General features: G+C 63.4%; 14 protein-coding genes and 2 tRNA genes. 7 read left to right on the plus strand and 9 right to left on the minus strand.

Annotation, left to right across the window (positions count from 1 at the left end; translation table 11 throughout):
- Window positions 1-185 precede the first annotated feature (185 nt).
- Window positions 186-2,048, minus strand: a complete 1,863-nt coding sequence (locus NZK81_RS00355) for a PHA/PHB synthase family protein (protein ID WP_260043039.1) — start codon at window positions 2,046-2,048, stop codon at window positions 186-188.
- Window positions 2,049-2,241: 193 nt separating this feature from the next.
- Here NZK81_RS00355 and NZK81_RS00360 point away from each other — a divergent pair, with 193 nt between their 5' ends.
- Both NZK81_RS00360 and NZK81_RS00365 read left to right on the plus strand, forming a co-directional pair.
- On the plus strand, window positions 2,242-3,441 hold the full coding sequence (locus NZK81_RS00360) for an LL-diaminopimelate aminotransferase (RefSeq protein ID WP_260043042.1): 1,200 nt from the start codon (window positions 2,242-2,244) through the stop codon (window positions 3,439-3,441).
- Between the two features lie 191 nt (window positions 3,442-3,632).
- Window positions 3,633-4,373 carry a winged helix-turn-helix domain-containing protein gene (locus NZK81_RS00365; RefSeq protein WP_260043044.1) on the plus strand — a complete coding sequence of 247 codons (741 nt, stop codon included), beginning with the start codon at window positions 3,633-3,635 and terminating at the stop codon, window positions 4,371-4,373.
- Here the strand turns inward: NZK81_RS00365 and NZK81_RS00370 are convergent.
- The gene (locus NZK81_RS00370) at window positions 4,330-4,854 is read right to left on the minus strand and encodes a molybdenum cofactor guanylyltransferase (protein ID WP_260043045.1); all 525 of its coding nucleotides are present in this window, start codon (window positions 4,852-4,854) and stop codon (window positions 4,330-4,332) included. The two genes, NZK81_RS00365 and NZK81_RS00370, sit on opposite strands and share 44 nt — an antisense overlap.
- Before the next feature lie 215 nt (window positions 4,855-5,069).
- Here NZK81_RS00370 and NZK81_RS00375 point away from each other — a divergent pair.
- Window positions 5,070-5,143 (plus strand) — tRNA-Cys (locus NZK81_RS00375).
- 60 nt (window positions 5,144-5,203) lie between these two features.
- On the opposite strand, the gene NZK81_RS00380 is transcribed toward NZK81_RS00375, so the two are convergent.
- The 3 genes from NZK81_RS00380 to NZK81_RS00390 form a co-directional block, all read right to left on the minus strand.
- Window positions 5,204-6,361 (minus strand): tyrosine-type recombinase/integrase, encoded by a 1,158-nt coding sequence (locus NZK81_RS00380; RefSeq protein ID WP_260043046.1) that lies wholly within the window; start codon window positions 6,359-6,361, stop codon window positions 5,204-5,206.
- Between the two features lie 689 nt (window positions 6,362-7,050).
- A complete protein-coding gene (locus NZK81_RS00385) occupies window positions 7,051-8,256 on the minus strand; it encodes a tyrosine-type recombinase/integrase (RefSeq protein ID WP_232512611.1) in 1,206 nt (401 codons plus the stop codon).
- Between the two features lie 218 nt (window positions 8,257-8,474).
- Window positions 8,475-8,565, minus strand: a tRNA-Ser gene (locus NZK81_RS00390).
- 76 nt (window positions 8,566-8,641) lie between these two features.
- On the opposite strand from NZK81_RS00390, the gene NZK81_RS00395 reads away from it, so the two are divergent.
- Window positions 8,642-9,679: a peptidylprolyl isomerase gene (locus tag NZK81_RS00395; protein WP_260043048.1), complete on the plus strand. Its 1,038-nt coding sequence runs from the start codon at window positions 8,642-8,644 to the stop codon at window positions 9,677-9,679.
- Window positions 9,676-10,002 carry a DUF1905 domain-containing protein gene (locus NZK81_RS00400; RefSeq protein WP_260043049.1) on the plus strand — a complete coding sequence of 109 codons (327 nt, stop codon included), beginning with the start codon at window positions 9,676-9,678 and terminating at the stop codon, window positions 10,000-10,002. Before NZK81_RS00395 ends, NZK81_RS00400 begins: the two co-directional genes overlap by 4 nt.
- Window positions 10,003-10,014: 12 nt before the next feature.
- On the opposite strand, the gene NZK81_RS00405 is transcribed toward NZK81_RS00400, so the two are convergent.
- The 3 genes from NZK81_RS00405 to hemF form a co-directional block, all read right to left on the minus strand.
- On the minus strand, window positions 10,015-12,108 hold the full coding sequence (locus NZK81_RS00405) for a RelA/SpoT family protein (protein ID WP_260043050.1): 2,094 nt from the start codon (window positions 12,106-12,108) through the stop codon (window positions 10,015-10,017).
- A 116-nt stretch (window positions 12,109-12,224) separates the two neighbouring features.
- A complete protein-coding gene (locus NZK81_RS00410; RefSeq protein ID WP_260043051.1) occupies window positions 12,225-13,172 on the minus strand; it encodes a patatin-like phospholipase family protein in 948 nt (315 codons plus the stop codon).
- Window positions 13,173-13,313: 141 nt separating this feature from the next.
- Window positions 13,314-14,177 carry an oxygen-dependent coproporphyrinogen oxidase gene (hemF, locus tag NZK81_RS00415; protein ID WP_260043052.1) on the minus strand — a complete coding sequence of 288 codons (864 nt, stop codon included), beginning with the start codon at window positions 14,175-14,177 and terminating at the stop codon, window positions 13,314-13,316.
- Window positions 14,178-14,221: 44 nt separating this feature from the next.
- Between hemF and pdeM the strand changes: the two genes are divergently transcribed.
- Together pdeM and infC are read left to right on the plus strand one after the other, a co-directional pair.
- A complete protein-coding gene (gene pdeM / locus NZK81_RS00420) occupies window positions 14,222-14,914 on the plus strand; it encodes a ligase-associated DNA damage response endonuclease PdeM (protein ID WP_260043053.1) in 693 nt (230 codons plus the stop codon).
- A gap of 167 nt (window positions 14,915-15,081) precedes the next feature.
- The gene (infC, locus tag NZK81_RS00425) at window positions 15,082-15,603 is read left to right on the plus strand and encodes a translation initiation factor IF-3 (RefSeq protein WP_260043054.1); all 522 of its coding nucleotides are present in this window, start codon (window positions 15,082-15,084) and stop codon (window positions 15,601-15,603) included.
- A gap of 76 nt (window positions 15,604-15,679) precedes the next feature.
- Here infC and NZK81_RS00430 read toward each other — a convergent pair whose 3' ends face one another.
- The gene (locus tag NZK81_RS00430) at window positions 15,680-18,004 is read right to left on the minus strand and encodes an arylsulfatase (RefSeq protein WP_260043055.1); all 2,325 of its coding nucleotides are present in this window, start codon (window positions 18,002-18,004) and stop codon (window positions 15,680-15,682) included.
- Window positions 18,005-18,070 lie beyond the last annotated feature (66 nt).

The following is an 18,070-nucleotide window of genomic DNA, read 5'->3' on the forward strand; positions in this document are numbered from 1 at the left end:
GTCAACAGATTTTTTGCTGCGGTGCACAATTTATGTTGCAGTGCACAATCGGCGCCCGGCGTCCATGCGCCACACGTCATGGCCCGCCTGTTCAGGGCCATGCCTCCCCACCTTGCCGGCATACTAACGCAGCCGACATTGCAACGTAACCCCGTAAAGAACCGGAAGAAAGTGCCCGATCGCGATCAGCGCGTCGCGACGTAGCGCCCCGGCGCATCCTCGATCACGCGGTCACCGCGCCCGCCCGGCCGCCGCTTGCCGCGGGCAGGGACCTGCGCCGGATCGAGCGCCCCGATCCAGGCCCGCCAGTGCGGCCACCAGCTTCCGGGATGCTCGCTGGCTCCGGCGACGAAATCCTCGAGCGTCTCGGGCGAGGCATCGTTGGTCCAGTACTGGTACTTGCCCGAGGATGGCGGATTGACCACCCCCGCGATGTGCCCCGAACCAGCCAGCAGGAACGTCCAGGGACCAGACAGGTAGTGCGTCAGTTTCCACACGCTTTGCGGCGGTGCAATGTGATCCTCGCGCCCGGCCTGGATATAGACGGGGGTCGCGATCCGCCGCAGGTCGATCGGCGCCCCGCAGGCCTGGAGCGAATCCGCCACGACGAGCCGGTTGTCACGGTAGAGATCGCGCAAGTAGTCGCGGTGCCAGCACGCAGGCAGGTTGGTGACGTCGCCATTCCAGTGCAGCAGGTCGAACGCCGGGTAGTCCTCACCCTTGAGGTAATTCTTCTCGACGTAGCTCCAGATCAGGTCGTTCCCGCGCAGGATATTGAAGGTCGCGGCCAGATAGCGGCCGTCGAGATACCCTTCGGGCGAGAGCTTGCCCACCGTCTCGATCTGCTGGTCGTCGACGAAGTGCTTGAGGTCCCCCGCCTCCTCGAAATCGACCTGGGCCGTGAAGAACGTGGCACTGGCGACCTTGTCCGCCTCGCCCTTGCGCGCCAGAACGGCCAGCGTCGCAGCCAGGGTCGTGCCAGCCACGCAGTAGCCGACGGTGTGAACCGAAGGCACCCGTAACCGTTCGCGCACATGGTCGATCGCCTCGATCTGCGCGGCGATGTAGTCGTCCCACACGAGGCCGGCCATCGAGGCATCCGCCGACTTCCACGAGACCATGAACACGGTGATACCCTGCTCCACCGCCCAACGCACGAAGCTCTTCTTCGCATTGAGATCGAGGATGTAGAAGCGATTGATCCACGGCGGGAAGATCACCAGCGGCGTCTTGAGCACCTTGTCGGTGGTCGGCGTGTACTGGATCAGCTGGAACAGCGGCGTCTCGTAGATCACCTTGCCCGGCGTCACGGCAATGTTCTCGCCCAGCACGAAGGCATCGGTGCGCGTGTGCGTGAGCTGGCCCTTGCGCAAGTCATCCAGCATGTTCTCGAAGCCGCGCACGAGGCTTTCGCCCTTCGTCTCGGTCGCCTTCTCCAGCGCCACCGGGTTGGTGAGCGGGCAATTCGCCGGGCTGAGCGCGTCGATCACCGCACGGGCAGCAAAGACGAGCTGCGCCTTCCGGGCCGGTTCGAGCCCCTCGCTCGCCTCGACCATGCCCATCACCTTCTCGCTCACGAGCAGGTAGAGCTGGTGCAGCAGCGCGAAGAACGGCTGGCGACGCCACTCGGGAGCGGCAAAGCGGCGATCGTGGCGCGGCAGTTCCGGCTCCTCGGCCCGCCCTTCCGAACCGCGCGGGCCGAGCCCGTATTCGCCGAGCACGGCATTCGCGAGCGCGATGCCTTCTTCCCAGAGGTCCTGCTGCACCTGCGGGCTGGCCAGCGGCAGTTGCCGGAACACCGCCTCGGCCGTGGCGATCCACTTCACCGGGTCGGCATAGTGCGGCGGATTGTCCTTGGCCTTGCCCAGCTGCTCGAGCTGATATTCGGTCCAGATCGATTGCATGCGGGCGGCAATCTGCGCCCACTGCACCGCCGTTTCCGCCTTGGGCACGCCATCGGCGGGCGCAAGGGCTCCGAACAGGGTCGTAAGGCTTTCGGTCTGGCTGCGCAGGACGTCGTTGAGCAGGTCGCTGGCGTCACTCGCCATGGGCAATCGAACTCCATTGGTGTGCGATGCCGGTTTGCCGTCCCGCGAGCGCCGTGTCGAGTCCCGACCGGGCACCACTCCCCACAAGCCGCGTTATAATCTTTGCAACGAAGAGCCATTTGCGCAACGAGCGTAATCCCCTACAGGGACGATGCGGCGCTGGTGCCGCTACACATATGGATTCAAAGAGGTCATGGAAGACGAGTTCTACCGCATCAAGCGACTGCCGCCCTATGTCATCGCCGAAGTCAACGCGATGCGCCACGCGGCACGTCAGGCGGGCAGGGACATCATCGACCTCGGCATGGGCAACCCCGACCTGCCCCCGCCCCAGCACGTGATCGACAAGCTGTGCGAAGTCGCCCGCAAGCCGGACGCCCACGGCTATTCGCAGTCCAAGGGCATTCCGGGCCTGCGCCGCGCCCAGGCGAACTACTATGCGGGCCGTTTCGGCGTCGAAGTGGATCCGGAGAGCGAAGTCGTCGTGACGATGGGCTCGAAGGAAGGCCTTGCCAGCCTGGCGACCGCGATCACCGCGCCGGGCGACGTGGTGCTGGCCCCCAATCCCAGCTACCCGATCCACACCTTCGGCTTCATCATTGCCGGCGCGACGATTCGCTCGGTGCCGACCACGCCGAACGAGGACTACTGGCGCTCGCTCGACCGGGCGATGGCCTTCACCGTGCCGCGCCCCTCGATCCTGGTGGTGAACTATCCGTCGAACCCGACGGCAGAGACGGTGGACCTCGCCTTCTACGAACGCCTCGTCGCCTGGGCGAAGGAGAACAAGGTCTGGGTCCTGTCCGACCTTGCCTATTCCGAGCTTTACTATGACGGCAACCCGACCCGCTCGATCCTCGAAGTGCCGGGTGCCAAGGACGTGGCGGTCGAGTTCACCTCGATGAGCAAGACCTATTCGATGGCCGGCTGGCGCATGGGCTTCGCCGTGGGCAACCAGCGGCTGATCGCGGCGATGACGCGCGTGAAGTCCTATCTGGACTACGGCGCCTTCACCCCGATCCAGGCGGCTGCCTGCGCCGCGCTCAACGGTCCGCAGGACATCGTCGAACGCAACCGCCAGCTCTACCAGAAGCGCCGCGACGTCATGGTCGAGGCCTTCGGCCGCGCCGGATGGGAGATCCCGAGCCCCAAGGCGTCGATGTTCGCCTGGGCTCCCCTTCCGCCCGCGCTCAAGGACATGGGCAGCCTGGAATTTTCCAAGCAGCTTCTCACCCATGCCGATGTCGCCGTGGCGCCGGGCGTTGGCTATGGCGAGGACGGCGAGGGCTTCGTGCGCATCGCCATGGTCGAAAACGAACAGCGCCTGCGCCAGGCCGCACGCAACGTGAAGCGCTACCTGACGTCCATGGGGGTGAATACCCCCACAAACTAACAGGCAAACCGCCAAATATAGGGAAAAACCACAGGTCTTCCCTGTAAGATTTTGCGAGTTGTTCGAAAGGGCACCCGGGCCGATCCTTTTCCCCACGACCTTGCCGCAAGGCACCAATGGGGGGACTAATGGACGCTTCGAATCAGCGCGAGCGTGATTCATTCCGGTTTCGCTGGATCGGCCCGGAGCCGGTGCCGACCGGTTTCGACTTGCGCCGCTGTGGCTGGCTTCTGGACGACGGACAGGAGCCGGACACCGACTGCGTCAGCATGATCGATACGCAGGGGCTCGACAGTGTCGCGTGGATGAAAGTCCTCGCCGCCTACTCGCCCGAAGTGCGGCGCTTCATCGTGGTCACCGGAATCAGGCGCGCGCATGAGCGCGCCACCCTTCTGCAAATCGGTTTCGGCGACGCGGTTTCGGACGAGATCGACATCGAGGAGCTCGGGGCCCGTGTCGGCCGCACCGTCGAGACAACGCACTGGCTGCCCCGCCAGCGCCGTTTCGGCGCACTCGAACTCGACCTGCTCGCCCGCGAGGCCTACGGTCACGGCAGGCCCGTCAACCTGAACCCGCGCGAATTCGCCCTGCTCTGGCGACTGGCAGACAACCCCAACGAAGCCGTCAGCAAGGAAACGCTCATCCAGGATGTCTGGCGGATGGGCTTCGTGCCGGAAACCAACAGCATCGCCGTCCACATGTCGCGGTTGCGGCGCAAGCTGGCATTCGCTGGACTGGAAGGCATCATCGAAACGGCATCGCAGGGCGGCTACCGCCTGCAAATCGCGAACGGGCGCGACGCCCCCCTCACGAGCATGCCTGCCACCATGCGCGTTTCACGCCCCGCCGCCGGCCGCACATCCGGAAACGGACGCGCGGAACCGAGCCTCAGCGTGGACCTGAAATCGCAGCGAGGTCTCCGGGTGTATTGATATTCGGGACGGCAGACGCAATCTGCACCCGGCGTGCACCGATCGTTTCGGCGAACCGAAGCATCGAATGGCGCTGATCGCTGTGCAGCAGCGCTTCCAGCTCAGGCGCGGCTGCCGCCGGCCATAGCCCGATCACCGGCTGCGAGGCCAGGCAGGAAGGCCCGGGCGAAAGCCGTTCGAGCAGATCGTCGGGCAGGTATGCGGCATCCACACCGCATGTAAGCACCGTTTCGTATCCCTCGTCGAGCGCGTGATGCAAAGCCGCCGCCAGCCCTCCCAGCGGCCCCATGCCCGGCCGCGGCCAATCGGGAAGCGTCGGTGCGGGCGCTGTCTCGCGCCCCACCACGATCACGTGCTCGCACCAGCCTGCAAGGGCGTCCACGGCCAGCGCGATCAAGGTTCGCCCATCGAGTTCCGCCAGCGCCTTGTCGCTGCCGAAGCGGGCCGACATCCCCCCGGCGAGGACAGCTCCTAGAATCATGGGCGATACTCCTCGACGAAAGGAAAACGACACGCTGCACTATAGCTACAGGAATGCGGCCGAAGAAAGGGCCGCCATCTGCCCAGCCCCGTTGGGCGCAAAACGCCGGCAAGCTCCGGGCGCCGCACCGCTCCAGTGGGAATTGCCGCAGAACGCACGAATCTGAGTTGCGCCCCGCCCGATCCGTTGCTAGGCGCGCATTCCTCCACACGGGCGGCCCGATGGCGGAGTGGTGACGCAGCGGACTGCAAATCCGTATACGCCGGTTCGATTCCGGCTCGGGCCTCCAACCTTTTCATTTTTCTTCTTAATTTCAAATATTTGCGAAGAAAAATGTCTAACTTGATGTCTAACTCCCTCCAAGGTTAGACATTTTCCACGCCGATAGAGCCGATTTTGCGGCCTCTGCGAGCGCATCTTCCTTTTCTGTTTCAGGCAATTTTTCCCAGTCGGAGACTCGGGCGATAGCGGCTGCGGCAAGACGTCTCTGCTCAGCGCCACGGACATAGATTGCCACCTCTTCATCGCGGCTGTGACCTGATACCGACTTGAGGCCTTGCTGGCTCGTCTCAACGTCCGCCAAGCGCCGCATCATCGCCTTTCGCAGGCCGTGTGCAGTGCACTTATGCAATCCGGCCTCGTCGCATCGATCTCGAAACCAATTCCCAAATCCGGCATTGGTGAACGGGCGGCCCAGTTCGTTCAGAAGGAAACATTCCGCACCCTCCGGTAATGGAGGCATGGCGACAATTGCTTCGAGAAGCTGAGGTGCGACGGGTAAACCCAGGACCTTCCCCCCCTTGGATTGGCTGAGTTCAATACGCCCGGTCGCTACGTGCCTGGGACCAAGGTGGATTGCATCAATCCGACGCTGCCCAGTCCACAACATCAATTCCATCGCAAGCCGAGCGCGAGATCCCAGAGGATGGCATTCGCGATACTGGTCTATGTCGCTCTCAGTCCAACTGTAATAGCCTTTGGAACGTTCGCCCGGAGCGATCTTGATACGGTCGGCCAAAGCTGCGGGATTGCGATCTATCATCCGGGATTTGACGGCGAAATCGAACAGGCGGACCAATTCCTTTCGGAGCTTGCGAGCGGCCTCAACGCCGCCTTCGATTCGCGAGCCGACCTTCCGCCGTTCCATTTTGCGCTGCAAGATGGCCTCAACATGTTCAAATTCCAGATCCGCAACAGTGCGATGCCCATGCACCTTTCTGAATTTCTCTAGGATGCCGCGAATTTTTCGCTGGGTCATTTCAGTCGGACCTAGCCGTGACGGCAAAGAGCAATATCGTGCCACGAGGTCATCAATAGTCCCCGGAGCGCTGCGCTTGACCTTCACTGGTGCGGCAACTTCCCGACCATCCAGGCATGCCCGATATTCCTGACGGAACGCCTCGGTTCCCAGCTCGGATTTGAAATAGTGGCTTTCGAATCCGGTGCGCCGAAAGCGCAAACGCTCCTTGCCGTGGCGGTCGATAAACGCCGTTACGTATTTGGGCAAAAATCGGCGTCTCATCGCAATAGATCGTCCCAGCTGCTCTCACGCCGAGGCATCGCCGTTCCGGAGGCCGTAACTGCATGGAGAACGATACGCCCGTTGGGATCAATTTCGATCCGGCCGACGTGCATGCCAGCGGCCTCGACCGCCTTGATGGCGCGAGTAAGGTCTGACTGTTTGAAACGGGATGGCTGCGTCATCGCCGAACCAGTCTCAGTTCCGCGATTGGCACTTTCCGTCCGCTCAGACCTCTGAGACTCCCTCCCCTTCCTCCCTCGTCCTTTTGCACGACATAGAACCAAGTGCTTTGCGTGAGGTTGATGTGCGACAAGCGGAAGCGTCCGGCAAAACGCGCCCGGCATTTCGCCAATGTCGCGCCTACCAAGCGGGCCAATGCCGACAAACTTAATGTTACGACTGCTCGTTTAAAGGGAAATGGATCGGCTTGTACCGCAGCGATCCCTACACTTCGCAGCGCGTAGCAGCACGGCCAACGATCACGTCTGCGGCTGCACAGGCCAGAAATCTCTAGAGAATGGATGACATCCAAGTTGCGGGTTCCTCACGGATTGCCCGACACGGTGTCATGAAGCACCCTAATGCTATACGAATTACGATAGCGATGGAATGAGGAATGAGTATTCTCTACCATTTTGGATGGCTTCGATCCAAACTTTGAGGACAAAGGGCAATTATGGAGAATGCGAATTTAACGATTCCCCTTTAGTCTCTTTTTCCGCCTCGTAGCCGCAGTATTTTGCCCACGCCTCCATCAGCTTTCTACGCTTATTGAAGAGATCGCCTCGCCGGTAGGCAGCCTCGGCTTTGCCTGGAATTGTATGGGCAAGAGCCATCTCGCACACTTCACTCGGAAAATTGGTTGTCTCCGATGCCCAGTCTCGAAACGTGGAGCGAAATCCGTGCACAGTCTCTACGATGTTCATCCGGCGCAATAGCATCGGCATCGCCATAATGCTGAGCGGAACGCCTTTGCTGTTGCGCTCAAAGATCAAACCGGTCCGAAACTTTGGGGGTGTCGCCTTCAAGATAGCAATTGCCGGCTCGGTCAGAGGTACCCGATGCTCGCGCTCAGCCTTCATCCGATCAGCTGGAATAATCCAGATACGTTGGCGAAGATCAATCTCTTCCCAATCCGCATTGAGAACCTCTCCAGTGCGCGCGGCGGTGAGAATCAGGAATTCAAGTGCCCGCGCAGCAACAGCGGGACGGTTCCTGAGCGCCCGGATGAACCGCTTGATGCGGTTGAAGGGCAGCGCTGCATGATGGCTCTGCGAGGACTTGCGCCTACGCGGGAGGAGTTGGTCAAGGTGACCACGCCATCGCGCAGGGTTCTCACCTTCCCGAAGTCCGTTTGCTTTGGCAGCATCCAACACATTCTCAATTCGACCGCGAAGCCGATCGGCAGTCTCGGGAACCCGGCTCCAATGTGGTCGCAGCACTTGTAGGACATCATCAGTTTCAATCTCATGCAACAACAGTGGGCGGATCGGTGCGGCATAGACTGTCAGCGTCATCTTCCACTGAGCGATGTGCTTCGCGTTTTTCCACGATGGCGACATAGTCTCGACAAAGCTGTCCGCGTACTCGCCGAAAGTGACGGATCGGTTTGCCTTAGCTCGTTCAACCTTAGGATTTTTGCCTTCGCTAAGCATGGCGCGATACTCTGCTGCCTTCTCCCGAGCCTTGGCCAAGGAGAGGGACCGGGCACTGCCGAGGCCAAGCTCTTTCTTGGCACCGCGCCAGGTGTATCGGAACAGCCAGCGACGGCGAGTGGCGTCGACAAACAGGAACAGGCCGCCACCGTCCGCGTAGCGGCCTGGTTCTTTGATACCGGCAACGCGAGTGGCGGTGAGGCGGTTAAGGGCATGACTGGTCACGATCTCGAACTCCTGTTCAAGACCCCTTCCCGCCATGGGTCAAAGGTTGCTGTGGTATGTCGGCCCCGGATCGGGACCCTCTTTGGGACCCTCTTTTGCGGCGCGCTCAAAGGATCCGGCGCAAGATTACCTGAGACGCCGAAATCTCGCAACCAACAGATTTTAAATGATTTTATGGACGTCTTGAGACGTTGTGAGCCTGCTTGAAAAAGCGTGGCTGGCGGAGCGGGAGGGATTCGAACCCTCGATACGGGGTTACCGTATACACACTTTCCAGGCGTGCGCCTTCGACCACTCGGCCACCGCTCCGCATCGCTGGTGAGCGCGCGCCCTAGCGCGGGTTGCGGGGTTTCGCAAGCGGTCAGGGCATGGCATCTAACAGGACATGCGCAAAATTCTTCAGGGCCTTGTGGCCACCCTGCTGGCATCGGCCGGCTCTGCCCTTCCGGCCATGGCCCAAGAGCAGCCTTTATTGCAGACGCCGGACCAGATCGTCGTGGCTGCGCCGGCCGCGGACTGGGTACGGATTGCCCCCTCCGACCTCATGGTCATGGATCTGGCCCCCGACGCCGCCGGCCGGCCGCGGCGCGTGGTAATCCAGCTCGTGCCCGCGCCCTTCTCGCAAGGATGGGTGGAGAACATCCGCAGGCTTGTCTCCGAACACTGGTACGACGGGATCGCGGTGGTGCGGGTGCAGGACAATTATGTCGTGCAGTGGGGCGATCCCGATGGCGAAGTTCCGGAAAAGGCCAAGCCGCTGCCCGAGGGGCTGAACGTCGTGCCGGAAAGCGAATATGCCACCACTGTCAAAGGCGTCGAGGCTCTCATCAGGCCCGGGGCGAACGGAACGAGTGAGCGGGGAACGTTGCTGACGAAGACAGGCAAGCGATCCGTCACTTTTCTCTCCACAGACCACGACGCCTACGCGAATGTAACTGGATTCGTGGATGGCTGGCCTTTCGCTTACGGGGTCTCAAACGAGCAGGGCCTGTTCCCGACGCACGGGTTTGCCTGGCCCGTCCATTGCTACGGCATGGTCGGTGTCGGCCGCAATGTCTCGCCCGACACCGGCACGGGGGCCGAGCTCTATGCCGTGATCGGGCACGCGCCACGTCAGCTCGATCGCAACATCGCGCTGGTCGGGCGCGTGATCGCGGGGATCGAGCACTTGTCCTCGCTGCCGCGCGGCACGGGGGAACTCAGCTTCTACGAGACTCCCGAAGAGCGCACGCCGATCGTTTCGGTGCGCATGGGCGACGACGTTTCCGGCCTGCCCGCCTACGCATACCTCTCGACCGAAAGCGCCAGCTTTGCCGCCTATGCCGACAAGCGGGCCAACCGGAAGGACGCCTTCTACATCCAGCCGGCGGGCGGCGTCGACGTGTGCAACGTGCCGGTGCCGATCCGGGCGGTGAAGCCGTGACCCTTCACACCGAGCACCTCTCACACACCGGCGCCTTGTGGCGCTGGACCGGCGCTTCGGGCAGCGGCACCTGGCACTTCGTGACCATCGACGGCGCGGCGGGCGAGGCGCTGTCCGGAACCGCGCTGATGCGCAAGCTGGAAGGCAATGCGCGCGGCTTCGGTTCGCTCAAGGTCAAGGCGCGGATTGGCGACACCTCCTTTGCGACTTCGGTCTTTCCCAGCAAGTCGGACGGGGGCTGGCTGCTGCCGGTCAAGGCTTCGGTCCGCCGCGCCGAGGATCTGTCGGCCGGCGACGAAGTGGAGATATTTCTGGAGGTCTGACGGGAACGCCTGTCAGAGGCGCTCCGCCTCGGCCACGGCCTCGCTGGCGCGCAGCGCGCCGACGATCCGCGTCAGGTGCGCGAGATCGGCGACCTCGAGATCGACTTCATAGGTGCCGAAGGGCTCGTCGCGCTGGATCATGTTGAGGCTCGAGACATTGGCCCGGTTGGACGCGAAGATCTGTGTCACTTCCGCCAGCGTGCCCGGCCGGTTGTAGAGCACCAGACGCAGGCGGCCGGTCGCACCGGTGGTGCGCGAGCCCCATGACAGGTCGAGCCAGTCGGCATCGACGCCGTTCGCCAGAGTCAGGCAGTCGATGGTGTGGACTTCCACTTTCTTGTCAGGCCGGCGCAGGCCGACGATGCGGTCGCCCGGCACCGGGTGGCAGCACTCGGCCAGTTCGAAGCCCATGCCCGGAGTGAGGCCCTTGATGGAGATCGCCTTCTCGGCGCGCGTCCATTCCGGATCCTCGGGCAATTCGGCCGTGCTGCCGGGAACCAGCGCCTCCATCACCTGCCGGTCGCTCAGCCGGCCAGAGCCGATGGCGAACATCAGGTCTTCCTCGTCGCGCAGTTCCAGCCGCTTGATGGCGCTGTCGATCGCCTTCTTGCCGATGCGCTGCTGCAGGCGGTCGACGATCTCGGCGAACAGCTTGGAGCCGATCTCGGCGACTTCGGAGCGTTCCTTGGCCCGTACCGCGCGACGGATAGCGGCGCGCGCCTTGCCGGTGACGACGAAGCCAAGCCAGGAAAGCTGCGGCTCCGAATTGGCGCTCTTGATAACCTCGACGACGTCGCCGTTCGACAGCCGCGTGCGCAGCGGCACGTGACGACCGTTGATCTTGGCTCCCACCGCGGCATTGCCGAGATCCGTGTGCACGGCATAGGCGAAGTCGACCGCGGTCGAGCCTTTGGGCAGCTGATGCAGCGCCCCCTTGGGCGTGAAGGCGAAGATGCGGTCCTGATAGATCGCCAGCTTGGTATGCTCGAGCAGTTCCTCGGCGTCGTGACTGGTATCGACGATCTCGATCAGGTCGCGCAGCCAGCCGACCTGCCCGTCGGGACGCGAACCGCCCTGCTTGTAGGCCCAGTGCGCGGCAAGGCCGAATTCGTTGAGGCGGTGCATCTCGCGCGTGCGGATCTGCACTTCCATGCGCATCGAGTTTTCATAGATCAGCGCGGTATGCAGCGACTGGTAGCCGTTCGACTTGGGCGTCGAGATGTAGTCCTTGAAGCGGCCGGGAATCATCTGCCAGGTCTGATGCAGCACGCCGAGCGCGCGGTAGCAGTCGTCCGGCGTGTCGGTGAGCACGCGGAACGCCATGATGTCGGTGATCTGCTCGAACGTGACATGGCGCTCGGCCATCTTGCGCCAGATAGAATAGGGGTGCTTCTCACGCCCCGTCACCTCAACGTTAATGTCCGCCTCTGCCAGCGCCTGCTTGATCGCCAGGGCAATCGCATCGACCTGGCCGCCTTCCTGGCTGCGGATCTGCGCCAGACGGCCGGTAATGGTCGCATAAGCCTCGGGTTCGATCTGCTCGAAGGCCAGCAATTGCATTTCGCGCATGTATTCGTACATACCCACGCGCTCGGCCAGCGGGGCATAGATGTCCATGGTCTCGCGGGCGATGCGCTGGCGCTTTTCCGGGTTCTTGATGAAGTGCAGCGTGCGCATGTTGTGCAGGCGGTCCGCCAGCTTCACGAGCAGGACGCGCAAGTCCTCGCTCATCGCCAGCAGGAACTTGCGCAGGTTTTCCGCCGCACGCTCGCTCTCGGTCATGACCTCGATCTTCGAGAGTTTGGTCACGCCGTCGACCAGCCGCGCGACATCGGGGCCGAACAGCTTCTCGATCTCGTCGATCGTGGCGAGCGTGTCCTCGACCGTATCGTGGAGCAGCGCGGTGATGATCGTCTGCTGGTCGAGCTTGAGTTCGGTCATCAGGCCCGCGACTTCGACCGGGTGGCTGAAGTAGGGATCGCCGCTCGCCCGCTTCTGCGTGCCGTGCTTCTGCACGGTATAGACGTAGGCGCGATTCAACAGGGCCTCGTCGGCCTCGGGCGCGTATTCCTTGACGCGTTCTACAAGTTCGTACTGGCGCAACATGCCAGTCTCTCATGTCAGCATTTTCTGCGCTGCGACAAGAGGGAAGCAGTCAAGATGCAGATTTTGCAACCGCTTTTCTTCTGGAACCGCAAAACCCGCCGCGGCGCGCGCTGCCCTCAGGTCACAACATCCCTGATCTCGTCCCAGTGCCTGTCGACCGCTTCGCGACCGGCCGCCATGGCCCGGCGGATCTTGGCGGGATCGAATTCGAGCGTGTCGGAATAGTCTTCCGTCGGCTCGATCATGCGCACGGGGACCAGCCGGTACCGGGCCACCGTGGCATCGAGCGGCGCCAGCAGTCGCTCGACTTCGGCAGGTGAATTGCCCGCCGCGGTCAGCTCTGCCCACATCCTGTCGCGCGCGGCGAGCAGGTCGTTGATCAGGCCGGTATTCGCCAGATCGTTGCGCGACACTTCCGCCTGGAGGATGCCCACCGAACGCAGCCCGATCGATATCAGGTTGCCGAAGTCCTCGTCCTTCACCGATCCGGGCGGGGGTGAAGCGCGGATCACGAGCACGCCGGTGGGGTTCTCCTTCATCGCCGCGCCGATCGGCGTCACATCACGCACGCCGCCGTCCACCCACTGGCCGCCGTCGCTGGTCCCGAGCGGATCGAAATAGACCGGCATCGCGCAGCTCGCATAGACCCAGTCGTCGATCCCCGGCATGGTCTCGTCGATCGCCTGGAACTGGCCCGACTGCAGGTTCACCACGCCCAGCCGCAAGGCAATGCCCGATGCAGCCAGCCGCGCGGGGCTGTAGAGCCCGGCGAGCAGCTTGCGCAGCGGCCGCGCGTTGTAGATGGCATCGGCTCCCGTAATCGCGGCGATCGGCAGGCAGCGCTTCTTATAGATGTCGCTGTCTTTCCTCAGGCCGAGCCAGAAATCCTTAAGCCGGTCAATATCGCCCTGCGCCACGCCCAGCGCCTGGATCGCGCCGGTGGAGGTGCCGACGACGATCTGCGGCTTAACCCGGTGCTTGCCCAGCAGCGCGTCGAGCACGCCGACCTGGAAGGCCCCCTTGGCGCCACCGCCGCTCAGAACGATGGCCAGTCTCTTGCTCACGGCGTGCCCTTTCATGGTACCGGTGACGCGCACGCGGCGCGCCGTGCGATCATCACATGACCGCGATTTTTCAGACAGTTAACTTGTCGAAACTGCGTCTGAGGGCAGCAGTGTGCAACGCCAGCGTGACGGTCGTGGGACTCAGCTCCAGGTCGCCTCGGGCGGCAAGCTCATCAGAATCGCATCGATATTGCCGCCGGTCTTGAGGCCAAACAGCGTGCCGCGGTCGTAGACGAGGTTGAACTCGGCATAGCGACCGCGCCATTCGAGCTGCCGGGCCTTGTCCGCCGGCGTGAAATCCATGCCCATGCGCCGGCGGACGATGCGCGGAAATACCGCCAGGAACGCTTCGCCTACCGCCTTGGTGAATGCGAAATTCGCTTCCCATGCGGCTTCATCCGCGCATTCCAGGTGGTCGTAGAAGATACCGCCGACCCCGCGATGGACCTTGCGGTGGGGGATATAGAAATACTCGTCGGCCCAGGCTTTGAAACGCTCGTAGTAATCGGCGCCGTGGGCATTGCAGGCGGCCTTGAACTCGGCGTGGAATTCGACCGTGTCCTCGTCGTAGGGCAGCGGCGGGTTGAGATCGGCGCCGCCGCCGAACCACGCCTTGGTCGTCGTCAGGAAGCGGGTGTTCATGTGGACGGCGGGCACGTGCGGGTTGGCCATGTGCGCAACCAGGCTGATGCCCGTCGCCGAAAACGCGTTCTGATCGGCCGACGCACCGTTGATAGTGGCGGCAAAGTCCTTTTCCAGCCCGCCAGCGACCGTCGAGATGTTGACCCCGACCTTCTCGAAGACCTTGCCTTTCATCAGCCCCCGCGTACCGCCGCCGGTATCGCCTTCACCGCCTTCAACGGCCGCGCGCTTCCACGGGGTGTATTCGAAGGCGGCATCCGAGCCCGCCTCGCGTTCGATCGCTTCGAATTCGGCACAGATCGCATCGCGCAGGGATTGGAACCATTCGCTGGCGCGGGCGGAATAAGGGGTCCAGTCGGTCATCGTGCGCGCTTGCCAAATCGCACGCCCTGCGGCAAGGAAAAGCCATGGTTCCCTTTTCGTTCCGAACGCACGAAATGCATCTCGTCTCCGGGGAGCCGGGCCGCGCCTGCGCGCTGTTCTGGCCGCGTGAGCAGGCGTTGCTGGTGGCGGACCTCCATCTGGAGAAAGGCAGCCACTTCGCGCGCGGCGGGCAGATGCTGCCGCCCTACGACAGCCGCGAAACGCTCAACCGGCTTGCCGAGGCCGTGCGCCGCACCGGCGCGCGGCGCGTCTTCGCGCTGGGCGACAACTTCCACGACAGCCTTGGACCGGAGCGACTCGAACCGCATGCCGCCGGCATGCTGGCAGCGCTCACCCGTGCGCTCGACTGGGTGTGGATCACCGGGAACCATGATCCAGAACTGGGTACGAGCGCCGGAGGAACCTGCCTCGAGGAACTGGAGATCGGCGGCCTGATGCTGCGCCACATGGCCCGCCCGGGCACGAGCAAGCCCGAGCTTTCCGGCCACTTCCACCCGCGCCTGGTAGTCGCGGCACGCGGGCGGCGCATTGCCCGTCCCTGCGTGGTGCGAAGCGAAAACAGGCTGGTCCTGCCCGCTTTCGGAGCGCTGACCGGCGGCATGAATGCCGCCGACCCGATCATCCTTTCCGCACTGCAACCGGCGGACGCGATCGACGCCCTGCTGCCCGCGCAGGAAAAGCTGGTTCACTATCCCCTCTGGCGAAAGGCCGCATAAAGGCCCATATTAAGAACAAGGCCGGTCGCACCGGCTGGGGCAATCTTAACGAATCATGCGTGAAATCCTGCTTTGCGTGCAGGCGCGATTCGCATTAATGACCCCCGAATCCGAGCCATAGACGATAACGAGTCAGGAGAACGCTTATAGCACCCCCACCCCGGCGCATGATGACACCGCCCGTCAAGAGCGGACCGCGCTACAATAACATGATCCAGTCCGACAAGGTCCGCGTCATCGACGAGAACGGCGAAAACCTTGGCGTGATGTACACCCGAGAGGCGATCGAACAGGCAGCTGACGTGGGTCTGGACCTCGTCGAGGTTTCCCCGAACGCCGACCCGCCGGTGTGCAAGTTCCTCGATGTCGGCAAGTACCGGTATGAGGCCCAGAAAAAGGCCAATGCCGCGCGCAAGACGCAGAAGACGCAAGAGATCAAAGAGATCAAGATGCGTCCGAACATCGACGATCATGATTATGAAACCAAGATGCGCAACGTGAACCGCTTCATCGGCGACGGTGACAAGGTGAAGGTTACCCTGCGTTTTCGTGGCCGCGAACTCTCGCACCAGCAGCTCGGCATGAACCTGCTGCGCCGCGTCCAGGAAGACGTGGCCGAGATCGCCAAGGTCGAAGCCTATCCGCGCATGGAAGGCCGCCAGATGCTGATGGTGCTGGCGCCCAAGTAAGGCGCCACGGCACATCGCCAATGGCAAGCAAAGGGCGCTCCGGCAGGAGCGCCCTTTGTTCATTCCAGTCCGTTCGTCAGTGGCCGAGACTGGGGAAAGGCCGCGCCTCGGGATCGAAGGCGAACTCGACATCGGTCAGTTTACCCGGAAACGGCACGTCGACGGCCGCACCGGCGAGAACCGGCGAGCCGTTGTCCACGCCCACCCCGAACGTCTCGGACAGGCCGAAGTACCAGGGCAGGGCAAAGCGCACCGGCTTGTCGACCAGCACCGCGTCGCCCGAACGGATGGTGACCTGATAAGTGGAAAGTCCATCCGCCCCCCGTTCGCCCTTCGCAAGATCGAGTTCGAGAGCGGAAGCCCCCGAGGGAACCGGCTTATCGGCAAGCACGGACACGCCCGAACCATCCACCGCCCTGAGCAGCAATTCCGGCCGGCCCTCGTTGAGATAGAGCGCGATGCCGCCCATCTGGCCGCCCGACGAAAACACCGGCGCCGTCACCTTCGCGTCCGGCAGGTCCAGCTTCGCGGTCATCGTGAAGCCCAGCATGCTGATGGGCGGCGCCACCGTGCTCGGGATATTCCCGACCGGCCCGGGGAAATGCCACTTGCCCTTGCGGCGCCTGAAGTCGGCCAGCGCCTTGCCCATCGATTCGGCCGCCGTGTCGCTAAGATTGTGGATCGGATAGACGTGGTAGCGCCGTGCCTGTTCATCGAACTCACGCGCCATGGCCGCCACACGCTCGGGCTGGCTTGACGCAAGGTCCGTGGTCTCGCCCGGATCGGTGACGAGATCGTAGAGTTCCCATGGCTCGTCGAAGGTCCTGGCCGTGTTCCAGTCCCAGGTGCGGGTGCGGTGCGTGGTAACGATCGACCAGCCCTTCTCCCACAGCCCCTTGTTGCCGTAGAGTTCGACATATTGCGCCCGCCCGTCGCGCGGGTTGCCTGGCTGCGTGAAACTGGCCGCCACACTGGCGCCTTCCATCGGCGCCTGCGCGACATTGTTGACGGTCGGCGCCAGCGGCACGTGCAGCGCATCGAGGATCGTCGGCGCAATGTCGGCGACATGGACGAAGTTCTGCCGCACCTGCCCCTGCGCCTTGATGCGATCGGGCCAGGCGATCACCAGCGGCACGCGCGTACCGCCCTCGTGCGTGGTCTGCTTCCAGTACCGGAACGGCGTATCGCCCGCGAGCGCCCAGCCGTAGGCATAGTGCGGATATGTCTTCGGCCCGCCCCAGTCGTCGTAGAAGCGCATGTTGCTGGCGATGCTGGGCGGCTGCCCGCCGGTCACCTGCGCCTCGTTGAACAGGCCGTTGGGCCCGCCTTCGGCGCTCGCGCCATTGTCGGAGACGATGACGATCATCGTGTTGTCGAGTTCGCCCATGGCTTGCAGGTGGTCGAGGATACGGCCGAACTGGGCATCGGCATAGGCAAGCGAGGCAGCGAAGACCTCCATCTGCCGCGCGTAGAGCTTCTGCGCCTCGGGCGAGAGGCTGTCCCACGCAGGCATGCCTTCGGGCGGCGGGGCCATCTTCGTCCCCTCGGGAACGAGTCCTTGCGCGATTTCGCGGGCCAGAACCTGTTCGCGCACCTTGTCCCAGCCCTGATCGAACTTGCCCTTGTATTTCGCGATCCATTCCGGGGGCGCGTGGTGCGGCGCATGCGCGGCGCCGGTCGCCCAGTACATGAAGAACGGGCGAGCCGGATCGCGCGCGTGGCTGACATCGATCATCCCGATCGCCTTGTCGGCCAGATCCGCGCTGAGGTGATAATCGGGCGTTCGCGGCCGTGCCACGGGGGTCAGGTCATTCACCAGGATCGGGTTGAAGTTGTCGGCATCGGCGGCAAGGAAGCCGTAGAAGCGATCGAAACCCTGTCCCAGCGCCCAATGCGTGTAGGGGCCGGCCGGGGTCGCTTCCTCGGTCGGCAGGTGATCCCATTTGCCCACTGCGAACGTGGCATAGCCCGCCGCATGGAGGTTGGCCGCGATCGTGCCGTCCTCCGCCGGGATCTTCGCATCGTAGCCGGGAGAGGCCGTCGCACCCGCCGCATGCCCGCCGACATGGATGGTATGCGGCATGCGCCCGGTGAGGAACGAGGCGCGCGCCGCCGAGCAAATCGGCGCCGTATGGTAGTTGGCATAGCGCAGCCCCATGCTGGCGACGCGATCGATGTTGGGCGTATCGACAAGACCGCCGAAGCTGGAGATCTGCCCGAAGCCGACATCGTCCACCATCCATACCAGGACGTTCGGCGCCTGCCGGGCCTGAACCTCGCCGGATTGCGCAGGCGCGGTATCGCGCGCTCCCGCAGGTGGCTGCGCAACCAGGCATGCTCCCAGCATCGTGCCCGCCAGCGCCAGCATGCGCAGTGCCGATCTACGCTTCGTGCCCGTCATGACTTCCCTCCTCGTTTCTGTCCGACGCAGGCTAGGAAGCGAAATAGGTGGCGTCCAATGCATAGT

Origin of the sequence: Novosphingobium mangrovisedimenti (assembly GCF_025153475.1) — a bacterium.
Lineage (GTDB): Bacteria > Pseudomonadota > Alphaproteobacteria > Sphingomonadales > Sphingomonadaceae > Novosphingobium > Novosphingobium mangrovi_A.